The sequence below is a fragment of the Spirosoma pollinicola genome, from assembly GCF_002831565.1.
In the GTDB taxonomy this organism is placed as follows: Bacteria; Bacteroidota; Bacteroidia; order Cytophagales; family Spirosomataceae; genus Spirosoma; species Spirosoma pollinicola.
In genome coordinates, this window is the sequence record NZ_CP025096.1 from 5,791,640 (window position 1) to 5,807,755 (window position 16,116).

12 protein-coding genes are annotated in these 16,116 nt (G+C 48.6%); 8 read left to right on the plus strand and 4 right to left on the minus strand.

Features of this window, described 5'->3' with window-relative positions:
- Window positions 1-24: 24 nt before the first annotated feature.
- The gene (locus CWM47_RS24370) at window positions 25-879 is read right to left on the minus strand and encodes a DUF4290 domain-containing protein (RefSeq protein ID WP_240625976.1); all 855 of its coding nucleotides are present in this window, start codon (window positions 877-879) and stop codon (window positions 25-27) included.
- A gap of 152 nt (window positions 880-1,031) precedes the next feature.
- Between CWM47_RS24370 and CWM47_RS24375 the strand changes: the two genes are divergently transcribed.
- On the plus strand, window positions 1,032-2,435 hold the full coding sequence (locus CWM47_RS24375) for an MATE family efflux transporter (protein WP_100990806.1): 1,404 nt from the start codon (window positions 1,032-1,034) through the stop codon (window positions 2,433-2,435).
- Window positions 2,436-2,452: 17 nt separating this feature from the next.
- Here CWM47_RS24375 and CWM47_RS24380 read toward each other — a convergent pair whose 3' ends face one another.
- The 3 genes from CWM47_RS24380 to CWM47_RS24390 form a co-directional block, all read right to left on the minus strand.
- A complete protein-coding gene (locus CWM47_RS24380; protein ID WP_100990808.1) occupies window positions 2,453-2,692 on the minus strand; it encodes a hypothetical protein in 240 nt (79 codons plus the stop codon).
- A 99-nt stretch (window positions 2,693-2,791) separates the two neighbouring features.
- A complete protein-coding gene (locus CWM47_RS24385) occupies window positions 2,792-4,963 on the minus strand; it encodes a carboxy terminal-processing peptidase (protein WP_100990809.1) in 2,172 nt (723 codons plus the stop codon).
- A gap of 100 nt (window positions 4,964-5,063) precedes the next feature.
- Entirely contained in the window at window positions 5,064-5,837 is a 774-nt protein-coding gene (locus CWM47_RS24390; protein ID WP_262511977.1) for an FKBP-type peptidyl-prolyl cis-trans isomerase, read from the minus strand.
- A gap of 379 nt (window positions 5,838-6,216) precedes the next feature.
- On the opposite strand from CWM47_RS24390, the gene atpA reads away from it, so the two are divergent.
- The 7 genes from atpA to CWM47_RS24425 all read left to right on the plus strand — a co-directional run bounded on the left by atpA (window position 6,217) and on the right by CWM47_RS24425 (window position 16,021).
- Complete coding sequence (gene atpA, locus CWM47_RS24395) at window positions 6,217-7,791, plus strand: F0F1 ATP synthase subunit alpha (RefSeq protein WP_100994028.1); 1,575 nt, start codon at window positions 6,217-6,219, stop codon at window positions 7,789-7,791.
- Between the two features lie 95 nt (window positions 7,792-7,886).
- The gene (gene atpG / locus CWM47_RS24400; RefSeq protein WP_100990811.1) at window positions 7,887-8,786 is read left to right on the plus strand and encodes an ATP synthase F1 subunit gamma; all 900 of its coding nucleotides are present in this window, start codon (window positions 7,887-7,889) and stop codon (window positions 8,784-8,786) included.
- A 264-nt stretch (window positions 8,787-9,050) separates the two neighbouring features.
- On the plus strand, window positions 9,051-9,623 hold the full coding sequence (locus CWM47_RS24405; protein ID WP_100990812.1) for a DUF4136 domain-containing protein: 573 nt from the start codon (window positions 9,051-9,053) through the stop codon (window positions 9,621-9,623).
- 165 nt (window positions 9,624-9,788) lie between these two features.
- A complete protein-coding gene (locus CWM47_RS24410; protein ID WP_206170540.1) occupies window positions 9,789-10,025 on the plus strand; it encodes a hypothetical protein in 237 nt (78 codons plus the stop codon).
- 230 nt (window positions 10,026-10,255) lie between these two features.
- On the plus strand, window positions 10,256-10,903 hold the full coding sequence (locus CWM47_RS24415) for a response regulator transcription factor (RefSeq protein WP_100990813.1): 648 nt from the start codon (window positions 10,256-10,258) through the stop codon (window positions 10,901-10,903).
- Window positions 10,904-10,926: 23 nt separating this feature from the next.
- Window positions 10,927-12,705: a sensor histidine kinase gene (locus tag CWM47_RS24420; protein WP_100994029.1), complete on the plus strand. Its 1,779-nt coding sequence runs from the start codon at window positions 10,927-10,929 to the stop codon at window positions 12,703-12,705.
- Between the two features lie 88 nt (window positions 12,706-12,793).
- A complete protein-coding gene (locus CWM47_RS24425; protein ID WP_100990814.1) occupies window positions 12,794-16,021 on the plus strand; it encodes a SusC/RagA family TonB-linked outer membrane protein in 3,228 nt (1,075 codons plus the stop codon).
- Window positions 16,022-16,116 lie beyond the last annotated feature (95 nt).

Below are 16,116 nucleotides of genomic sequence, written 5' to 3' on the forward strand. Positions count from 1 at the left end.
ATTAACCAACCTCCATAAAAAAATCTACCGGCGTCTGCGTGGCGGTCCGTCATTACGTGGCCCATCGTTGCGTGGTCCGTCATTACGCGGTCCGTCGTTACGTGGTCCGTCATTACGGTCGTTGCGGTTCCGGTTGCCAAAATTGCGTTGTGAGCCGTCGTTTCTATCGTTGCGGTTATTCGTGCGGCCCTGTCCACCTGATCCGCCATCATTACGATTGCGGTTATTGACATTGCGTGGTCCGTCGTTACGATTATTGGGGCGGCCCTGCTGACCTATTCCACCTTCGGTCCGGTTACGGTCGTTGCGGTAATTATTGCCGCTAATGCGTTGCGGCTGATCGCCGGTGCGCTCGCGGGGCGTTGCTTCAACGAGACCTTCCTCCCGAATTAATTTGATATCATCGGCGAGTTTACCCTTCGAGAGTTCGATCAGGCTCTGATAAATGGTTTCATCTTCAACAGATTCTTTATTCCATACCTGATAAAAGGAGCGCATCAGGCGCGTCAGGTAAGAAACAAAGGCACGCCGTTCGTCGGGCTCTTCCAGGGCAATAGCTTTTGCGATCAACAAATCTACATTTCGGCCAAAATGCTTGAAGCGTAGATTATGGGTATTATATGGAACCCGCTGTGGCTTTTTGCCCAGTGCTTCCTCCGATGGCGGTGGATAAGGGCTGTCAACATCCAGCGTAAAATTGGACATGATATAGAGGTCGTCCCACAATTTATTATAGTAGTCCTGACCATCCTTCATGTTCGGATGGATTTGCCGCATCAACTCAATCAGGATATGTGCATACCGAGTTCGGGTTGAGCGATCTTCGATGTTGACCATGTTGTCAACTAACTTTTGGATACTACTGCCGTATTCTTTCAAGGGCTTGCCCGATAGGTTATAAAGAAACAAAAGTACGAAGGAATGGGCCAAGGGGCAAGGGGTAATGAGCGTAGGGTTCCGGGCAGGTAATATGGGCACCGCGAGGGGAGAAATACTATCTTTGTGGCCCGATATGTTCTCATTAATACGCTATGTCTATTGCCATCCGCCCATTGCTGACCACCTACCGCGCTGAATTTTCCGATACGCTTCGGCTCAGTATCCCTATTATTATTGCTCAGTTAGGCGTCGTATTGATGGGTGTTACCGACAACCTGTTCGTTGGACGCTTGCTGGGTGCGTTGCCATTGGGTGCCGCCGGACTGGCCAATTCTCTTTCGTTTCTGATGTCGAGCATTGGTGTTGGTGGCCTCTCGGTTGTAGCCGCTCTGGTTTCCAAAGCAAATAGTCAGGATGAGCCAGCGGCTGTAAACCGCCTTTTTCGGGCTGGCCTGCGCGTGGCGCTTCTGCTGAGCGTACTTGTTGGGGGGCTGTCGGTGCTATTGGCCTACAATTTCGACCTGTTTGGGCAAACGCCCGAAGTGACACGACTAGCGCGCAATTTCATGTTGATTCTCAGTGCTTCGCTACTGCCCTTGCTGGTCTTTGTGGCAACGCGACAATTGTGTGATGGCCTTCGTTATCCACGGGTCGCGATGGCCATTACGCTTTCCGCATTGGCCGTAAATGCACTGTTCAATTACCTGCTCATTAAAGGATTTGGTCCAATTCCAGCTTTAGGGCTAATGGGGTCGGCTATGGCTACGTTGTTGTCGCGGTTGTTTATGGCGGGGGCCATGCTGGCTTATGTGTATCGAACGTCGCATTTTCGACCCTATTTGAAAAAAGAGTTTAACGCACTACCAACCGCCAGTGAAGCCTGGATTATACTTCGGCTCGGAATTCCTGGCGGACTGACGTTTTTCTTCGAAGTAGCTACCTTTTCATTAGCAGTCGTTATCGTTGGCTGGCTTGGCGAAGCACAGTTGGCAGCTCACCAGATTGCGATTAATATGGCGTCTGTCACCTACATGATGGCAACGGGGATTTCATCGGCAGCGGCCATTCGAGTTAGTGCGGCTGTGGGTCAGTTCAGCCGCGACGGTGTCTGGCGGGCAGGGGTAGCGGCCTTTCTGTTATCCATAAGTTTTATGAGCATAACCGCTGTTGTATTTCTTACGGCAAATGACTGGCTGGTATCGCTCTACATTCGCGACAGCCCGGAGGTGATGACTATTGCTGCCTCATTGGTCATTATGGCGGGGTTTTTTCAACTGTCAGATGGCGTACAGGTGGTAGCATTGGGTGGTTTGCGTGGTTTGTCGGACGTAAATATACCGACGCTGATTACCCTGTTTTCCTATTGGGTAGTTGCCTTGCCGTTGAGTTACGTCCTGGCCTTTCCGTTTGGTATGGATGCCGTTGGCGTTTGGGTCGGCCTACTGGCGGGTCTGAGTATTGCCGCTGTACTGTTGACCTGGCGGTTTTTCCGGAGGGCAACGTTATTCTTTGAGACTGGCGTCCCGGTACTATCAGCAAACCAAGTCGCGAAATAATGGATAAGCTAAGTCCCTCAGCGCATTGATGCCAGCATCTCATCGCGGGTTGGTCGGGTAGCGGTTAGGTCATACGCAATGCCCTCCCGGTCGAGGTAGTCCATGAAGGCGGTATAGGCGTCTTTTTCAACAGAGAACACAAGCCAGTTTTCGAACGGTTCGTTAAAAATTTCTACTTCGGTTAAAGTAGCTGCCTTTTGAAGGTACTGGAGTTGAGTTCTTTCGAGCGTTCGTTGCTTAATGAGAAAATACCACACGTAGAAACGGATAAATTAATAAATATAAGATGACTACTAACAGGAAACGAGCATCGGTCTGATGCTCGTTTCCTGTTTACTCTGGATGCTACGTTCAGCTTATTTATTGACAGCCAGATGCGCGGCCATGATATAATCGGCTAAAACCAGCCCTGCTTCATTCAGATACAGGTCTTTTTTCTTCTTGGGCGTTGCACCGGCAACTGTTGTTCCGCTTGATGGTGTTCCAGTGGCTGGCGCTCCTGTTTCATCTACCGGGGCTGATACCTGCGATACTTTATTGGCTGCTGCGCGTTTGCGTTCAGCTTCATCACGTTCTTTCCGGCGTTTCGATTCCTGCAATGAGACAACTGTGTTTGCTTTCGCCTTTTTGAAATCGGCTAAGTCCTGCGACAATTGTTTCAATTCCGGGTCTGACTTAAGCCGCTGGTCAAAACGATCTCGCAGGCGAGTCAGGATCTTGTCGTCCAAACCACGTGATAGGTCGTAGCGGGTCGAGTTGATCTGATCCCAGGGCAACGCGCTTGGCTGGGAGCTTTCACCATATTCTTCTGCTGAAAACGCCGACGGTAACTGCACATCCGGCGTTACACCTTTGTGCTGTGTGCTGCTGCCATTGATGCGGTAGAACTTCTGGATGGTCATTTTTACCTGACCTACTTTCTCTGGTTCTTTTGGCAACCACTGGTTCAGATCGATCAATGTCTGCACCGTTCCTTTGCCAAACGTTTGACCGCCTACAATGATACCACGCTTGTAATCCTGAATGGCAGCCGCAAAAATTTCTGAAGCGGAGGCACTGAATCGGTTAACCAGTACGGCCAATGGACCGTCGTATGCCACCATACCACCATCTTTATCAGAATAGACTTCCGTCTCGCCGGTTGATTCTTTTACCTGAACGACCGGGCCTTTTGGAATGAATATACCGGTCAAGTCAATAGCTTCGGTCAGCGATCCACCACCGTTATCGCGAAGGTCAATAACAATGCCATCCACTTTCTCTTCTTTTAGTTCTTCAACGAACTTCTTTACATCACTTGTTGTGCTGCTGAAACCTTCTTCACGTTTACGAGCGCCTTCAAAATCACGGTAGAACATAGGCACGTTAATGACCCCGATCTTGAATGGCTTGCCATTGTCTGTTACTTCAATGACTTCTTTCTTGGCCCGTTGTTCTTCGAGTTTGATTTTTTCCCGCACCAACCGGATTTCTTTTGGTGGAGCCCCTGCCAGTGCATTCGGCGATATGATCTGCAGACGAACAACGGTACCTTTAGGCCCTTTGATCAGCTTGACAACCTCATCGACTTGCCAGTTCATGGTATTAACCATCGGGCCGTTATCGCCCTGAGCTACCCCCGCAATTTTGTCTTCCTTATTGAGTAATTTGCTTTTGAAGGCTGGTCCACCGGGCAGCACATCGGTAATACGGATATAATCACCGTCTTCGCGCAGCATGGCACCAATGCCTTCCAGTGACTGACTCATTTCCTGATTGAAACGGTCGGCATTCGTAGGCGATAAATAGTTAGTGTGCGGGTCAAGCGCTTCGGCAAACGAGTTCATATACATTTGAAACACGTCGGCACTTTTATAGCGATTGATTGCTTTGTCAAGATTGGTATACCGTTGAGTCATCAGGGCCACCACAGCGCTGTCTTTCCGATTGCCCAGCCGTAACTCCAGCTCCTGATTTTTCAGGATTTTTGCCCATAAATCGTTCTGCTCTTCTACCGTTTTCGGCCAGGCCGCTTTCTCCCGATCTGTGTTGAAACTTTCATCGGCAGTGAACGTGAACGGCTTCTTGATTTGCTCTTTTATGAACTCACTGCGTTCCTGATACCGCTTGCGGAACACATTGTAGAGATCATAAGCGGCTGTTAGATCGCCGTTAATAAGGGCATCATCAATCTGGTACCGATATTTCTCAAACGAAGCCACATCCGACGCCAGCAAATAAGCTTTGTTACCATCTACTTCCTTCAGGTAATTGTCCCATACTACCGATGACAGTGAGTCATTTAACGGCACCTTACGGTAGTGGTACTGCGTTAAAAGCTTAGCGACGAGTGCTTCGACTTTCTCCTGAGAAATAGACGGCTTCAGGTCAACGCCTACCGACACGGAAGTTGGGGAAGACAACGTGCTCCCCTGACTTTTACTAATTGACATGCCGTTCGAATCGACATTAGGTGCGCCATTCGATGGCGAATCCGGCTGAAAACTGAGCATCAGCACGGGCACTAGGGTTACCAGATACTTTTTCATCTACATTACCCAGGGTTAATTGAGAATGAGTGAATGAGACAATGAATGAATAATTGTGGTTGCCCTATTTTATTCGCTCATTCTCTCATTCACAATTCACTTATTGTTTTACAATATCAAGCAACTCCACGTCGAAGACTAATGTTGAGCCGGGTTTGATATCGGCGCCAGCTCCACGGTCTCCGTAAGCTAAATCAGCCGGGATATAAAGCTTCCATTTCGATCCTATAGGCATCAATTGGAGGGCTTCAGTCCAGCCTTTAATCACTTCATTCACACCGAATTCGGCGGGTTGACCACGCTCTACTGAACTGTCAAATACCTTACCATCCAGCGTTTTGCCGGTGTAATGTACCTTAACCCGGTCGGTAGCTGCCGGTTTAGCGCCAGTACCCTCTTTCTCAATGGAATATTGCAGACCGCTCTTGGTAGTAACCACACCTGACTTGGCTTTGTTCTCAGTTAAAAATGCATCACCAATCTTTTTGTTTTCGGCCGAGGCCTTAATGCCCTCCGCATTGCGAACAGCCATCTGCTTTTGCATATAGCTATTCATTACCTGCCCGGCCTGGGTTTGTGTTAACTGCGTTGCCTGACCACTTAACGCATCGTTAAGGCCGCGCATCAACAAGGCGTTGTTCAGATCAGATATGCCTTGCTGTTTCAGATTCTGGGCCATAAATAACCCAATGCTATAACTAACAGAGTCTTGTGTGGAGGTTATCGCCATTCCTGCCGAAGCTGGTTTAGCGGCTGAGGCTGACTTGGCTGGAACAGCCTTTTTTACCGGTGCTTTTTTTACTTGGGCAGTCGCGCTACCGGCGACAAAAACGGCTGACGCAATACCGGTCAGCATCCATTGGTTGAACTTCATGCGAAAAAACGAAACGGGGGTGTAATATGAAGGAAATGAAATACACTACTAAAACGTGAATGAGTAGGATAAAAGTTTAATAAGAGGTGAGTTTGATAAAAAACAGCAAAAAACAGACCGTTTTTCGGGGACTGATTCTTTGTACGGTTAGATGAATAAAAGTAGTTTAAAAGTTGGCGTATATCAATTTTAACGGCTTAAACTACGGTTAATTTGGATGAACGGTTTATGGACTTCGGTTAGTGGTCGAAAGAGAGAGACCGGATTATCGGAAAAGTCTAACATTCAGCCGTTATTTCTCCGTTTCATCGCAGTTTTATCGAATTTTAATCATACCTTTGCGGCCGAAAAACCAACATTAAATTTTCATTATACACATATGGAATCCGTAAGACCCGACGAGATATCAGCCATCCTTCGCCAACAACTGGCCGGAACACAAACCGAGGCTGAACTCGAAGAAGTCGGTACGGTGCTGCAAATCGGCGACGGCGTAGCGCGTATCTACGGCCTCTCGAAAGTGCAGGCCGGCGAGTTGCTGTCTTTTGACAATGGTCTTCAGGCAATGGCCCTGAACCTCGAAGAAGATAACGTTGGAGCTGTTTTGCTCGGCGATTACTCAGAAATCAAAGAAGGTGATACCGTAAAACGTACCGATCAAATTGCCTACGTAAACGTTGGCGATGGCATTCTGGGACGTGTGGTAAACACCCTCGGCTTACCGATTGATGGTCTGGGTCCTATTCAGGGTGAATTGTACCAAATGCCGCTGGAGCGTAAAGCACCGGGCGTAATTTTCCGCCAACCCGTTACCGAACCACTACAGACAGGTATCAAGGCTATCGACGCCATGATCCCCATTGGCCGGGGCCAGCGTGAATTGATTATCGGTGACCGTCAGACAGGTAAAACTGCGGTGGCTATCGACACCATCATTAACCAGAAAGAATTTTACGACAAAGGAGAACCGGTGTTCTGTATTTACGTAGCCTGCGGTCAGAAAGCATCGACCGTGAAGCAAGTAGAGCAAACACTGCGTAGGGCCGGTGCTATGGACTACACGGTAGTCGTTGCCGCCAACGCATCGGACCCATCACCTATGCAGTTCTTTGCACCGTTTACGGGTGCCGCCATTGGTGAGTTCTTCCGCGATACAGGTCGTCCGGCACTGGTTGTTTATGACGATTTGTCGAAACAGGCTGTTGCTTACCGTGAAGTGTCTCTGCTGTTGCGTCGTCCACCAGGACGTGAAGCGTATCCGGGAGACGTGTTCTACCTGCACAGCCGTTTATTAGAGCGGGCAGCCAAAATCAACCAGAATGACGATATCGCCAAGACGATGAACGACCTTCCCCCAAGCCTGAAAGACCGGGTTAAAGGTGGTGGTTCGCTAACGGCTCTGCCAATTATCGAAACCCAGGCGGGTGACGTATCGGCTTACATCCCAACAAACGTAATTTCGATTACGGATGGTCAGATCTTCCTGGAATCGAACTTGTTTAACTCGGGTATCCGTCCGGCCATCAACGTAGGTATTTCGGTATCGCGGGTGGGTGGTAACGCTCAGATCAAGTCGATGAAGAAAGTGGCTGGTACATTGAAACTGGATCAGGCTCAGTTCCGCGAGCTGGAAGCCTTTGCCAAGTTCGGTTCTGACCTCGATGCATCGACTAAACTGACTATCGAACGCGGTCGTCGGAATCAGGAGATGCTGAAACAACCTCAGTATTCGCCGGTGCCGGTTGAACAGCAAGTGGCTATTATCTATGCGTCGGTAAATGGGTTGCTCGACAAAGTGCCTGTTAACAAAGTGAAAACGTTTGAAAGCGAATTCGCTATGATTCTGAGCGCCCAGTATCCAACCGTGTTGAACGATCTTCGTGCCGGTAAACTGACCGACGAAAGCACGGCAGCATTGAAGAAAGTAGCGGCTGACCTGTCTGCAAATTATTAAAATGGTTTTCGGTTTTCGGCTTATGGTAAGCTGACGCAGGATTTGCTGGTGCGTCGACCCACTGTAAACCGAAAACCACAAACCGAAAACTACACATGGCATCTCTAAAAGAAGTACGCGCTCGGATTACGTCGATTAATTCGACTCAGCAGATCACTAAAGCCATGAAAATGGTGGCGGCTGCCAAGTTGCGCCGGGCGCAGGATAATATTACACAACTGCGGCCTTACGCTCAGAAATTGAGCCAGATGCTCGGTACTGTTTCGGCCGGTGCAGAAAGTGCGTCGGAGAATCCCTACAGACAGGCTCGCCCGGTTGAGCGTGTCCTGTTGATTGTGGTTACCTCAGACCGCGGCTTGTGTGGTGCTTTTAACACAAACGTGGTGAAAGGCGCCCTGAGCGTAATGGATGAGAAATATTCGGCGCAGGCTCGCTCGGGTAACGTTGAGATTATGGCCATTGGCAAAAAGGGCGCTGAAGCGTTCCAGCGCCGGGGCTTTAAGGTCAACACCTCACACGTGGATGCGTTTACCAAGTTGAGTTTTGCTTCAGTTCGAACGGCTGCAGAAGAAGCGATGGATGGCTTTGCCAACGGTCGCTACGATATAGTCGAAGTAATCTACAACGAGTTTAAGAATGCCGCCATGCAGATTGTACGGACGGAGCAAATGCTGCCAATCGTTTCGGCAGATACCGCCGGTTCGTCGAAGGCAGGTGTTACAACAGCCTCTGTTAATTACATATTCGAACCATCGGAGATTGAGATTATTACGGAATTAATTCCTAAAACGATTAAGATTCAGTTATACAAAGCCGTTCTGGACTCGAACGCATCGGAGCACGGTGCACGGATGACGGCGATGGATAAAGCGACTGAAAACGCGGGCGAACTTCTGAAAGAACTTCGTTTGGTGTACAACCGGACGCGTCAGGCGGCCATTACGACCGAGATTCTCGAAATCGTGGGTGGTGCCGAAGCACTGGCCAGCGCCTAAATCGACAGACTCTTAATCCGTTATAAAAAAAGCCACTGCCCAGCCGGGTAGTGGCTTTTTTTATAACGGATTAAGAGTCTGTTAAAAATCCTTAACGGCCAAAATGGTGCTGATTAGTAAGGCATTGCGCCCCTATATTTACGCCTGTTCTACGATGGAAATCCGAACGAATGAAGCTCGTTTTTAGTTATTAAGTTGGGATATACGAACGGCTTTTTTTTAACGTTTACTAATCGGTTCGATACCAACTAACGATTCAAAAAAATGAAAATCAACCGCATAATCACCAGTTTGTTAGTCGCCGGCACGCTGGCGTCCTGCGCTCCGGCCATTACGGTCAAATACGACTACGATCCTAAAGTGAACGTTCGGCAGTTTGCCACTTATCGTATCGAGGCCGACCGCCAACGTAATGCTGACCCCATTGTGGGTAGTAACCTGAACCAGCGTCGTATTTCCGATGCGCTCGATCAATCGCTGAAAGCACGCGGCTACAAACCCGTAACCCAGGGCGAAGCTGATTTGGTGATCCGGTTCTTTATGGACTCTAAAGACAAACAGCAAATTCAATCCAACGGCATGTACTCACCTTATTCAATGTGGGGATATGGTGGTATGAACAACGGCGTTTACTCCCGGCAGTATGAAGAGAACCGGGTTGTTATTAACGTACTCGATGCTCGCACAAACGATATTATCTGGCAGGGTTGGGCTACGGGCCAATTGAACACCCGAAATAAAGAGCGTGACCGGGATCAGGCCTTCCGCGAAACGGTTACCAGCATCATGAAAAACTTCCCGGAAAGTGCCGGGCAGGATTACGGTGCCGCTCGCTAAGTAGTTAAAGCATATAGTGCCAAACCTGCTAATCAACGGTTAGCAGGTTTTTTTATGGGCATTGGTTTTTTTAATTTGCGCCTTTTACACCTTACTATGCGTGCTGTAAGTCGAGGAGTAGTGTTTTCTCTCATAGCAATAGTATTTGTACTACTAATTGGCATTATGGCTTTGCTTAGTGTTGCCAATCACCGACACCAGCAGTTGAAAGATACAACAATTGATCTCCAGCGGAACCTCAGTCAGCAGGAAAGGAAAATACGGGATCTTCAGCAACGACTTGAAAACTGTGATACAATGCAGGCAGCACCCCCCGCCGATTCAGGTTGGTGTACGTCGGCGACAATAGAATCAACGAGCGTTGCAAAGAAAGCCGTTCGCCCTCGGTTACCTCTTCAATAATGCGATAGGCTACCTATCTAGGGTTTTCCCTAAATTTAGTTGAAATCGGGTTTTCACTATTCTATGTGTAGTGAACTTAGTCCTACTTTTGCTAAACAAAATTCTATTTATTTCTATCGTACAATTAAATAGGTAATCGATTAAATTTTATGAGTACGATTTTAGTATGTCAGCAAGAAAATTTAGTAATAAAGAGTGCTTGTGCGTACTGTACGAAATGATGAACTTATATGATACGGGTGCTGATTGCGGATGATCATAATGTATTTGTTGAGGGTATCGATTCGCTTATTTCGGGGGCACTGGATATCAAAGTAACCGAGCGCTGTTATACCGTTGGTTCGGTCGTTGATCGGTTAAGTCAGATATCAGTTGATGTGGTTTTGCTGGATATTTCATTTCCGCAAATCGAAGATGGATTGAACCTGTGTGAACATATTACCCGTACCTATCCGAAAACAAAAGTTGTTGCCCTAACCATGCACGACGATGCCAGCCTGATAAAACGGGTGGTGAAAAAAGGCGCAAAAGGGTACTTACTGAAAAATACAACCAAAACCGAGCTATTACAGGCTATTAAGACGGTACATAACGAGAAACAATATTTCAATGAAACGATTACGCACATCCTGCTAAACGAAGGCCCAAAGACCCGTAAATCGGCCGCTGGCGTAGGGGTGAAACCGAACCTTACCCCCCGTGAATCGGAGGTGCTTATGCTCATGGCGCAGGGCTTGACAACCCAGCAAATGGCCACCCAACTGTTTGTGAGTGCTAAAGCGGTTGAGTTTCATCGGAGCAGCTTGCTCATGAAGTTTGGTGTGCCCAACACGGCCTTGCTGATTAAGACCGCAATGGAGATGCAATACATTGATTGATGGTTGATTGTTATTCTGGCACAATGTCGTCGTATTTTAAATTCTTCCGGCTTCCCAAAAAATGGGTATTGGTTAGTCTCTTCCTTGGGGCGAGTGGCTGGTATGGGGAAGGGTGGGCATTGTCGGAACCGGCGTCTATAGATAGCCTGAAAAAACAAATCGGTCAGTTGGTGCTGGACAAAAAATACGGACAGGCGGCTAAATCATACGAATCGTTAGGCTGGCTTTACCATCAGCACTATGGCTACAATAAATACACGATGGATGCCTATTTCAACGGGCTGAAATATTATAGTTTGACGGGCGATTCGGCGGGCTATTATAACGAGCATATTGTCATTGGCGATTATTACACGCATGATTACTTCATGCAGCCATACGCCGAAAAGTACCTTACTAAAGCGCGTCAGTATTTTGAGCGGACTAAAAATATACCAAAAGTGATTGAGTGCCGCCTGGGTCTGGCAGACATAGCTCAACAGAAAAACCCTATCCCTAAGGGACTATTGACTGAGTTACGTGAAACGGAGCAGATGAGTGTACGGTATAAACAGGCTTATTCGCAGGCTTTTGCCCTGAATTTGCTGGCTAATACGTACTCTCGTATCAAACAGCCTGATTCGGCTCAATACTTCGCCATCCGAAGTCTGGCAATTGCTGAGCGTCTGAACGTTAAGTGGTTAATTTCGCTGAATCACTTTTATCTGGGCATCGTCGAACAGTTCAGGAACCATTCGAAAGAAGCACTGGCCGCTTATGATAAAAGTTATCAGTTAGCTGAACTGGAAAATAACCTGTCGATGCTGCGGGAATTATCGAAGCACAAAGCAGATAGTTATTCGCGGGTGGGGGACTACAAAAACGCTTACTCGGCTTCGTTGAAAGCGCAGGATTTTATAACGCAGTTCTACACGTCCGAACAGACAAAAAGCATTCGATTGCAGGAGCTGGATAGCCAGATCAAGACACTGGCCGTTGAGAAGCAACTGGTTGAAGAGCAAAGCCATAACCAACACGTATTAAATTCAATGTTGGCCATTGGGTTGCTTATCAGCGTATTGGGTGTGGGCGCGTTGATCTTTTTACGTCGTCAGCAAAAGTTGATTGCGCATCAGGAAACGGTTATTGCCCGGCAGCAAATTCGGCAGTTGGAGCTTAAATCGTTGCGGGCCATGATTGAAGGACAGGAAGGAGAACGTAGTCGTATTGCCCGCGATCTGCACGATGGACTGGGTATTCAACTGTCGCGAATAAAGTTGTTTGTCGAAGCACATCAGGAACAGTTACCCTTATCCGTAAAAGAACCATTGAACCAGTTTTTAGATGAAGCCTGTACCGAAACCCGGCTGATTTCCAACAATTTGCGCCCGTATGCGCTCTCGACTTTTGGACTGATGCCCGCCCTTGAAGATCTGGTGCAAAAGCTAAATCTGGTTAACCAGACGAAGCTGATTCTGGAACACTACGGAGAAGTGCCTGCACTGGACGACGAATCGTCGGTTATGCTTTACCGGGTTGTTCAGGAGTTACTCAACAATGCCCTTAAACATGCTAATGCTCAGACGGTTACTGTGCAGCTTATGGCTAGTGACGAAACAACCCTTATTAGTGTCGATGACGATGGGCGCGGAGCTGATTTCGACAACATGATGTCTAGGGGAAATGGTATCGCCAATATCAAGTCACGCATTGCCTACCTCGGCGGGCAGGTTATGTGGCAAAGCGAAATCGGGAAAGGAACGTCCGTTATGATTTCACTGCCCATAAAAAAACAAACACCAACCATACCGGCTATCGCATAGAATTTCCGGCAGTTGATTAACCGGTTAGGTGTGGTACAATTTTAATTCCCTACTTGCTCTATATCCTTAGTTCACAATTATCTACCTTATGAATAAACATATGCTTTCAGGCATGTTCGTCCTGAGTAGCTGGCTGGCTGTCCACGCTCAGGATCGAACAATTTCCAGACTTGCCCAGGCTCAACAACCTGCTGTTCTGGCTACAACAAAAGGTGCCGGAACAGGCGTCGATAAACAATCGGATGTTAAGGCTCTGATTAAAGGAGTCGTATCCGACGAAAAAGGCGGTACGCTTCCGGGTGCAACAGTATCCGTAAAAGGTACGCAACTCGGAACGACAACGGATGTCAACGGGGCTTTCTCGATCAATATGCCTGCCGGGTCGAAAGTGCTGGTTATCTCGTTTATCGGGATGAAAACGCAGGAAGTTGAGGTGGGCACGCGCACAACGCTCAACATCACCATGCAGTCGGGCGATCAGTCGCTGGACGAAGTCGTCGTTATTGGCTACGGTACGGCCAAACGGTCGGACGTAACATCGTCGATTACCACCGTGAAAGCCGCCGATTTGAAAGACATTCCTGCGGCTGGTATCGATCAGCTGTTGCAGGGGAAAGCTGCCGGTGTAACCGTAACCAGCAATGGTGGTCAGCCGGGTGGTGGTGTTTCGGTGAAGGTTCGTGGGGTAACGTCCATCAATAGCAACGACCCTTTGTTTGTGATCGACGGCGTACCGTTTATTGGCGGTAATACATCGAACAGCACGGGTTATGCCGGTCTGGGCGGTGGCGATGGCCAAACCGGAAACAGCGTAATGGCCATGCTGAACCCCAACGATATTGAGTCGATCGACGTCCTGAAAGATGCTTCAGCGCAGGCTATCTACGGTTCGCAGGCGGCCAACGGGGTAATCATGGTAACCACCAAAAAAGGCAAACAGGGCGAAGGGAAAATCAATTACGAAATGTATACGGGCGTTTCGGAAGTGGCTCGCCGGCTGAATCTGATGAAGCTGCCTGATTTTGCCCGCTACCAGAATGAGGTACTACCCATCATTGGTAACCCGGTTGCCGATGAGTTTAAAAACCCTGATCTGCTCGGGCCAGGTACCGATTGGCAGGAGGCTATGTTCCAGCGCGGTGCGATCAACAACCACCAGTTGAGTTTTTCGGGTGGCCGCGATAAAACGACCTATTACCTGTCGCTGAACTACTTCGACAATAAGGGGATTCTGCTGGGTTCTGATTTCAAGCGGTATTCGTCGCGCTTCAGCCTCGATACACAGCTAAAAAGCTGGGTCAAAGTAGGTATTAGTGCCAACGTATCGCGCAGTATCCAGAATGTGTCCCTGGCCGATGCCGCCGAAGGAACGATCTGGAATGGCGCATCGACCAGCCCATTGGTTCCCGTAAAAAATATTGATGGTTCGTGGGGCGGTGGCCAAACGGTAGGTGGGGTACAATACAACAACGCCAACCTGGTCGGTAATAGCCAGTACCGGGGCAATACCAAAACGTCAAATAACATCTTTGGTAGCCTGTATGCCGAGTTTCAGTTGCTGAAAGGCTTGTCGCTTCGCAACGAATTATCGTATTCGTTAGGTCAGGACAACAACATCGCCTTTCAAAAAGCCGGTAACGTGGGCGGTACGTCGTTCCGCAGTAAACTGATCGACTCGCGGTCGGACAGTTATTACTACTCGATTACCAACTACCTGAATTACAATCTGTACTTCAAGAAACACGGCATTCAGGCTACGTTGGGCCATCAGGCGCAGAAATCCTACTACCAGTCGATTTCGGGTACTAAAGTTGATTTGCAGGCAAACATCTTTGACCTCAACACCGGTAGCGCCGACCAGACAACCTGGGGCCTGAGTGGGGGTAAAGGCCAGTGGGCTATGGAGTCGTACTTCGCCCGCGCCAATTATACATACGATGATCGTTTCTCGCTTTCGGCCAGTTTCCGGGCCGATGGTTCCTCGAACTTCGGGCCTAACAATCGCTGGGGTTACTTCCCCGGTGTATCGGCTGGCTGGACATTGTCAAACGAGAAATTCATGAAAGGGGATATCTCGAAAGTGCTGAGCTATGCTAAACTTCGTCTGGGCTACGGTATTGTTGGTAACCAGAACTTCCCCGGCGGGGCACCAAACCCTGCCTATGTGGGCGCTGTTCAGTTCTTCTCCGGCCCGGTGGGTTTCGGTTCGTCGAATATGATCAATGGTATTCCGAACCCGAATCTGAAATGGGAGTCGGTTAGAACGGCCAATGCGGGTGTCGACCTTGGCTTCTTTAACGGCCGCATCGACGCTACGATTGATGTGTACAAGAAAGTAACATCGGACATGATCATCTTCCTGACCGGTCCAAACCTGATTGGGGTAGGCGACCAGTGGGATGATCTGAAAGCGCCACTGGGTAATGCGGGACAGATGACGAATACCGGCATTGATATTGGCATTACATCGACCAACATCAAAAAGGGTAATTTCAGATGGAAGACCAATGTTGTGTTCACACAATTTACCAACAGCTATGACCGGGCCGCCAGTGCAGCTTCGGCACTGGATGGTAAGGTGTATTACAACAACTACCTCATCACGCACACTACTCCCGGACGCCCGGTTGGCTCGTTCTGGGGTCTGGTAACGGATGGATTGTTCCGTACGCAGGCTGATCTGGACGCCAGTCTGCCGCAGTTTGGCTACAAAGTGAACCAGACCGAAACCTGGCTTGGGGATATTCGCTACAAAGACATTAACGGCGATGGTAAAATTGACGCGCAGGATCTGACCTTCATCGGAAGTCCACTGCCGAAATTCACCTGGGGCTTCACGAATTCACTCAACTATGGCGACTTCGATTTCTCGCTGTTTTTGCAGGGTAGTCAGGGTGCCAAAGCCTATAACTTCCTCCGCTGGCAGTTAGAGGGCCTGAACAATGCCTACACCAACCAGCTGAATACGGTAACGGACCGCTACACCGAAGCTAATCAAAATGGTGCGTTACCCCGGTTCACGAACACCAACAAGAACAACACGGCTATGTCGGATCGGTACATTGAAGATGCATCATACATGCGCATTCAAAATATCACGCTGGGTTACCGGCTTCCCAAGACGCTGTTGAACCGGGTAAAAATAAGCAACCTGCGGGTGTACGGGTCGATTCAAAACCTGAAAACCTTTACGAATTATTCGGGCTACGACCCTGAGATCGGTGCGTTCAACAACAGCATCAAGCTCATGAACGTCGATACCGGTCACTACCCGAACCCACGTACGTTTACAGTAGGCGCTAATCTGCAATTCTAAATGTAAAGAGCGAAAGAGTGAAAGAGCGGGCTGACGCACAATGCTTTACCACTCAAAGCCTCTTTCACGATAGACAGTTTCACTCTTTCGCTCAT

Excerpts from the sequence above, each read along its gene's own strand:
- CWM47_RS24410 (WP_206170540.1), top strand. The coding sequence starts at position 9,789 with ATGGCTTTGCTTAGTGTTGCCAATCACCGACACCAGCAGTTGAAAGAT.
- CWM47_RS24420 (WP_100994029.1), top strand. The coding sequence starts at position 10,927 with ATGTCGTCGTATTTTAAATTCTTCCGGCTTCCCAAAAAATGGGTATTG.
- CWM47_RS24390 (WP_262511977.1), bottom strand. The coding sequence starts at position 5,837 with ATGAAGTTCAACCAATGGATGCTGACCGGTATTGCGTCAGCCGTTTTT.
- atpG (WP_100990811.1), top strand. The coding sequence starts at position 7,887 with ATGGCATCTCTAAAAGAAGTACGCGCTCGGATTACGTCGATTAATTCG.
- CWM47_RS24385 (WP_100990809.1), bottom strand. The coding sequence starts at position 4,963 with ATGAAAAAGTATCTGGTAACCCTAGTGCCCGTGCTGATGCTCAGTTTT.
- CWM47_RS24425 (WP_100990814.1), top strand. The coding sequence starts at position 12,794 with ATGAATAAACATATGCTTTCAGGCATGTTCGTCCTGAGTAGCTGGCTG.
- atpA (WP_100994028.1), top strand. The coding sequence starts at position 6,217 with ATGGAATCCGTAAGACCCGACGAGATATCAGCCATCCTTCGCCAACAA.
- CWM47_RS24405 (WP_100990812.1), top strand. The coding sequence starts at position 9,051 with ATGAAAATCAACCGCATAATCACCAGTTTGTTAGTCGCCGGCACGCTG.
- CWM47_RS24375 (WP_100990806.1), top strand. The coding sequence starts at position 1,032 with ATGTCTATTGCCATCCGCCCATTGCTGACCACCTACCGCGCTGAATTT.
- CWM47_RS24415 (WP_100990813.1), top strand. The coding sequence starts at position 10,256 with ATGATACGGGTGCTGATTGCGGATGATCATAATGTATTTGTTGAGGGT.